The following is a 5,062-nucleotide window of genomic DNA, read 5'->3' as shown; positions in this document are numbered from 1 at the left end:
AAATGGCTGCCCCGAGAACTTCCCAAACCGGCCCTAGTAGGCGAGGTCTGGAACTACGTGGTCGCGGGCGGCTCCGCCGGCTGACGCCTGTCGCCGACGGCCCGTTGGTACGCGCGGTACGCGTGATCAGGATCTGCTCCGGATGGTTGATGACCTTCGGCACCACGGGTGCGCCGTCAGACCGAGGCGTGGATGCCGGAGCCTGGTGCCCACGACGTCACCCGTGGCTGTTCGGCTGCCGCGTCGATACCCCGGGCGGACCGGACTACCTTAAGCCCATGGGCCTACATCTGAGCCAGATCGCCGAAGCGGACGAGCTGCTGACCAACGATCCGCTCGCGATTCTGATCGGGATGGTGTTGGACCAGCGGGTATCGGAAAGAACGAGCGGGATGGGGTCGTAGGCCCCGCACCCGAGCCGTGATGCCCCGCAGGGACGGCCGTCATCAGACTCCGATGCCCCCACCGCCATGCCGACGCCCACCCGGGTCCAGCGTCGGGCTCATGGTAGTCGGTCATGGTAGTTAGCCTGAGCGGTACCATGATGGCATCCTGATGCGTCGAAGGCATCCTGATGGGGAGTCATGGACCGCGAGACAGTGGCCCGTACACTCGGTGACCTGGCTCGGCTCGGCAACGACAACTATCGGTTCGAGATCAAGAAGGCCAGGGGCGGCATGCCCCAGTCGTTGCACGAGACGATCAGCGCATTCGCGAACGGTGAGGGCGGGACGGTCCTTCTCGGCGTGGACGAGAAGGCGTCGTTCGCGGTCTCGGGACTGGTGGATCCGGAGTCAATTCGGGATAGCTTCGTCACGTTGTGTCGCGCTATGGAGTCGAAATGAAATAACTTGCGCGTTTCGAACCCTCCACAGGCCTGTGACCTGCGATGATGCTCTCGATCACGTATTTGTTACTTCATTACGTCCCCTATGGACCCAACGGTCGCACCGTTGGTCGACATCGTGGACATGGGTGGCTCGAAGGTTCTCTATGCCTATGTACCGCCGATTCCACGGGACCGTCGGCCCTGCCACCTGGCGCGGCTTGCCCCGTGGGACGCATCCTTCATCCGCATGTCGGACGGCGACCGAAAGCTATCGGCATACGAGGTCCAGCTCCTCCTCGAGAACCGGGCCCCGGCACGGCATGATGCCTCCGTCGTGCCGGAGGCAACGCAGGATGATCTCGACTCGCAACGGCTACGTGCCTTTATCGCCCGGGTCCGGGAGCAACGGAGTGTGTTCGGGGAAAAGTCTGACGCGGAGGTCCTGCGCCTTCTGAACGTGTTCCGGGAGACCGACGACGGTCCTCGGCCCACACTCGCCGGCCTACTGGCATTCGGAGTTTATCCGCAGCAGTACTTCCCGCAACTGAACGCCACGGTGGTGGTCTTCCCGACGCCTGATCCTGCCCGGCCGGGGCCGCGTGGGGAGCGGTTCCTGGACAACCGTTCCGTAGACGGTCCGATACCTGTGATCGTGCGCGATGTCATAGGAATCCTGAAACGGCACATGAAGCAGCGCGGAATTATCGCCGGAATGTTTCGTGTTGATGAATGGGAGTATCCCGAGGAGGTGCTCCGAGAAACCCTGGTGAACAGCCTGGTGCACCGTGACTACTCGCCGTCAGCCCAGGGTGCTCAGATTCAGGTAGAGCTCTACCCTGACCGGCTGCAGATCCGGAACCCGGGCGGGCTCTTTGGACCAGTGAGCCTACGAGAGCTTGGACTCGGCACAGTGCCACCGTCATCACGCAATTCTGTCCTGCTCAAGATCCTGGAGGACACCCCGCTCGATCCAGGCCGGACAGTGTGCGAGAACCGAGGCACCGGCATCGCGCGCGTCCGTGCGGCGCTCGCCGAGGCGGGCATGGAGCCGCCGGTCTTCGAGGACGACATCGCGGCCTTCACCGTGACGATTCCCAACCACGCGCTGCTCGACGAGGAGACCAGGGACTGGTTGTCCACGCTGAACATCGCCGGGCTCACGGGTGCGCAGCTCACCGCGCTGGCGCTCACTCGCCGCGGGGAGACCTTGACCAACGTCAGCTACCGGGGTGCGACCGGCGTCGCGGACAGTCGAACGGCGACCACACAACTCAAAGAACTGCGCGCCCGCGGCTTGCTGGTGCAGGAAGGAGACCGGGGAAGCGCCACCTACCGGCTGAGTCCCCACGCCGGCCGGGCAACGAAGCAGCTTGACCGCGGACGGACACGGAATGACCTTGTGTTGGCTGTGTTGACCAGCACACCGGCCAGCCGCGTCGACATTGCCCGCCGGGCCGGCCTTACCGACGAGCAGGCCCGCCAGACGCTTGCGCGGCTGCGTCGGATCGGGCAGGCCGAGCTGATAGGGGCGCCCCGATCTCGGAACGCGTTGTGGCGACTAGCCGTACCACCAGACCGCGACGGTTAGTCGGCACGTCGATCAGCAGGTCGTCCGCGTCTCACGCGACTGCCCCGGTGTTGAACTGGCACTGCCATGGCCACCCCAGCCAGCGGTGACGACCACATCGGCCAGCTCACGAGGGTCGAACACAACGGGCGGCTGGGGCGACTCGCCGCTCTCGGCGCCAACGTCGACCTCGCCGAAGACCTCCCATCCCTACGGGTGGCAGCGCTCGGGTGGTAGTCGTCATCGCTCATCTTCGCCCGAGCGCCTGTCTTGGGGCGGACGCTCGGGCGGAGGAGCCGCGAGGGTCCGGGCGTCAGGCGTGGGCGCGCAGGGCTCGGGCGTACCATTCCCAGGTGCCGATGATGTCGTTGGGGGCCTGGTTGGGGGCCCAGCCGTTGATGATGCCGACGAGGGTCCAGTAGCGGCCGACGCGGCGGTCGGTGAAGGCTTCTATGCGGTCGGCCACGCGCGTGCGGTCTTCCGCCGGGGTCGGGCCCGAGGGCTTCGAGACGCTCGACCACGGTCAGGGCCTCAGGGGAGGCGGGGTCGACCCCGGCCCGGGCGGCGGGACCGGCGAGTTCGCCGACAGCCTTGCCGACCTCGAACTGCGCCACGTCCGGCTCTGGCCCTTCGGCGCGGGCTCGTTCGGCCATCCGGCGGCTGGTGGCGATGAAGTCGGGATCGCGCAGCAGTTCGACGATCTCCACCCAGGCTGCGACCTGCTCCGGGGTCGGGTCCTCGGGCAGCTCGGGTGCGCCCATGGCCAGCTTGTCGGCGACATCGCTGGGGTTGTCGCCGAAGACAGCGTCGAGGTAGTCGTCGATGATCCGCCGACGTTGTTCGGTCGTCAGGTTGGTCAGGTCGGTCATACGTTGGAGCTCCTCGGGGTCGGTGGATCCGATGAAGGCGCGCAGTACCGCGCGCTGCAGTCGCAGCACGCGAATCTGGGCGTCGAGGGCGCGTACGTGCTCGGCGGCCACCTCATCCAGCGACGTTTCGGCGCTGAGCACCCGCTTGATGTCGTCCAGGCCGACGCCGAGCTCGCGCAGGGTGCGGATGAGCCGCGCCCGGGCCACGGCGTCGGGCCCGAACAGCCGGTATCCCGCCGTCGTGCGTCCCTGCTCGGGCAGCACTCCGGCGTCGGCGTAGAACCGTAACGTCCGTACCGAGAGCCCGGTGCTCACCGCAAGCTGGCCGATCATCATGGAACCGATCATTGAGCCTCCACCAACTGGAGAGTCAACCGCCTCAACTGGCCTACGGCCCGCGCCGACCCCGACCCCGACGCCGACGCCGACGAGCAGCTTGGTCGCCTACGGTTGTGTGGTGGGACTGCATCTGGGTCAGATCGCCAAGGCCGACGAGCTGCCGACCAACGATCCGTTGGCACTGTTGATTGGCATGGTGCTAGACCAACAGAGTCCGGAGAGAACGAACATGTCGTTCGCGACCACGAAGTGTCCCCTGGTACTCAGGCCGGCGTGCTTGTGAGCCGGTACGCGGCGTTCGGGTCGCTGTAGGCCGCTGTTGTTCTGACGACCAGGCCGTCGGAGATCAGCTTGGTCAGCGCATAGCTGGCCTGTCGGTCGGTCAGGGAAAGGCGGACGGCGATCTCCGCGCGGGTCAGGGGCGACTCGACGGCCAGGAGTTCCAGAACCCGCTGCTTCCGCAGATTAGGCTCATGGGTCTCCTGACTGTGAGCAGTCCTCGCGGATTCGTGTCGCGGCAGGCGCTCGGGGATCTCGGAGAAAAGTGTCGGATTTGAGTCCTCGGCCGCGTCGTCCAGGACGTACCGTGCCCATCTGCGCTGGTTGACCATTTTGACCAAACCGCGGTGGACAAGATCCCCCAGCTCACGGCGGGCGATTTTGCTGTCTACCGACAGTTCGATCCTGTACTCGTCGCTCGTCAGTGCTCGGCCGGTCCGAAGTATCGCGAGCGCCATCTCCTGCGTCGGGGAGATGCCCGGTTGAACCAGCGAGTACAGCCAGGACCGTGTACCTTCGTCGAGCAGGGTCCTATTCGGTAGGATGACTCGAAAATCGCTTATTCGATCCCTGAACTCGGGAGGCACGAGACCAGCTTCCCGCAGGCTACTGAGTACGTTGGGGATACCTGTCGCTCGCCTCTCGCACAGGGCCCTTCGATATTCTTGAAAACGGACGTTCTCAAGAATATCGACGAGCGCCCGATTACGTGCGGACGCGATGTTGTCATCTCCCAGCCGGTCTATCGTTACTGGCCCGAACAGCCCACCCGGTGAGATCACTTCAAGGCGATCGGGGTACATCTCGACCTGGATGCGTGTCCCCCTGGACATCGGACTGTAGTCACGGTGGGCGACGGCGTTGACCAAGATCTCCCGTAGGGCCTCCGGCGGATACTCCCAGCGGTCTTCTCGGCCAATTCCTTCCACCATCCCGCGCCTGCTCATACGGGCGAGCAGGACGGCAAAAACCTCCTCGAGGAGGATCGGGGCCGGCCCTTCCAGAATCTTGTCGTCCAGGAATCGTTGGCCGTCTGGACCGGGCTCTCCCTTGCGTTTCGTTGGGTAAACGGTCACCGTAACCGCGCATCCGCGCAACGCATCGAAACCTTGCGGATCATGGCCGAGCGCGAGGAGCCCGCCCAGCGATGGCACAAGCTGCTGGGGGGACGTAATGAAG

6 protein-coding genes and 2 pseudogenes are annotated in these 5,062 nt (G+C 65.2%); 5 read left to right on the top strand and 3 right to left on the bottom strand.

The annotated features are described in order from the left end of the window. The first annotated feature begins 278 nt into the window (after window positions 1–278). The 4 genes from ACY5KJ_RS11245 to ACY5KJ_RS11230 all read left to right on the top strand — a co-directional run bounded on the left by ACY5KJ_RS11245 (window position 279) and on the right by ACY5KJ_RS11230 (window position 2,633). Complete coding sequence (locus ACY5KJ_RS11245; protein ID WP_462203325.1) at window positions 279–404, top strand: hypothetical protein; 126 nt, start codon at window positions 279–281, stop codon at window positions 402–404. A 180-nt stretch (window positions 405–584) separates the two neighbouring features. Next, window positions 585–845: an AlbA family DNA-binding domain-containing protein gene (locus ACY5KJ_RS11240; protein WP_462203324.1), complete on the top strand. Its 261-nt coding sequence runs from the start codon at window positions 585–587 to the stop codon at window positions 843–845. 318 nt (window positions 846–1,163) lie between these two features. Further along, on the top strand, window positions 1,164–2,417 hold the full coding sequence (locus tag ACY5KJ_RS11235) for an ATP-binding protein (protein ID WP_462203323.1): 1,254 nt from the start codon (window positions 1,164–1,166) through the stop codon (window positions 2,415–2,417). Window positions 2,418–2,483: 66 nt separating this feature from the next. Beyond that, a complete protein-coding gene (locus ACY5KJ_RS11230) occupies window positions 2,484–2,633 on the top strand; it encodes a hypothetical protein (RefSeq protein ID WP_462203327.1) in 150 nt (49 codons plus the stop codon). Window positions 2,634–2,709: 76 nt separating this feature from the next. On the opposite strand, the gene ACY5KJ_RS11225 is transcribed toward ACY5KJ_RS11230, so the two are convergent. Both ACY5KJ_RS11225 and ACY5KJ_RS11220 read right to left on the bottom strand, forming a co-directional pair. Continuing rightward, complete coding sequence (locus ACY5KJ_RS11225) at window positions 2,710–2,862, bottom strand: hypothetical protein (RefSeq protein ID WP_462203326.1); 153 nt, start codon at window positions 2,860–2,862, stop codon at window positions 2,710–2,712. Between the two features lie 592 nt (window positions 2,863–3,454). Continuing rightward, window positions 3,455–3,598, bottom strand: a pseudogene (locus tag ACY5KJ_RS11220) (MerR family DNA-binding transcriptional regulator); the annotation flags it as partial. 124 nt (window positions 3,599–3,722) lie between these two features. On the opposite strand from ACY5KJ_RS11220, the pseudogene ACY5KJ_RS11215 reads away from it, so the two are divergent. Then, window positions 3,723–3,821, top strand: a pseudogene (locus ACY5KJ_RS11215) (HhH-GPD-type base excision DNA repair protein); the annotation flags it as partial. Window positions 3,822–3,867: 46 nt separating this feature from the next. Here ACY5KJ_RS11215 and ACY5KJ_RS11210 read toward each other — a convergent pair. Beyond that, window positions 3,868–5,062 (bottom strand): ATP-binding protein (locus tag ACY5KJ_RS11210; RefSeq protein ID WP_462203322.1); only part of this gene is annotated, 1,195 nt, incomplete at its 5' end.

The sequence above is a fragment of the Frankia sp. CcWB3 genome, assembly GCF_977927595.1.
Note: the sequence above shows the minus strand (reverse complement) of the source record. Positions and strands in the feature narration are given on the sequence as shown.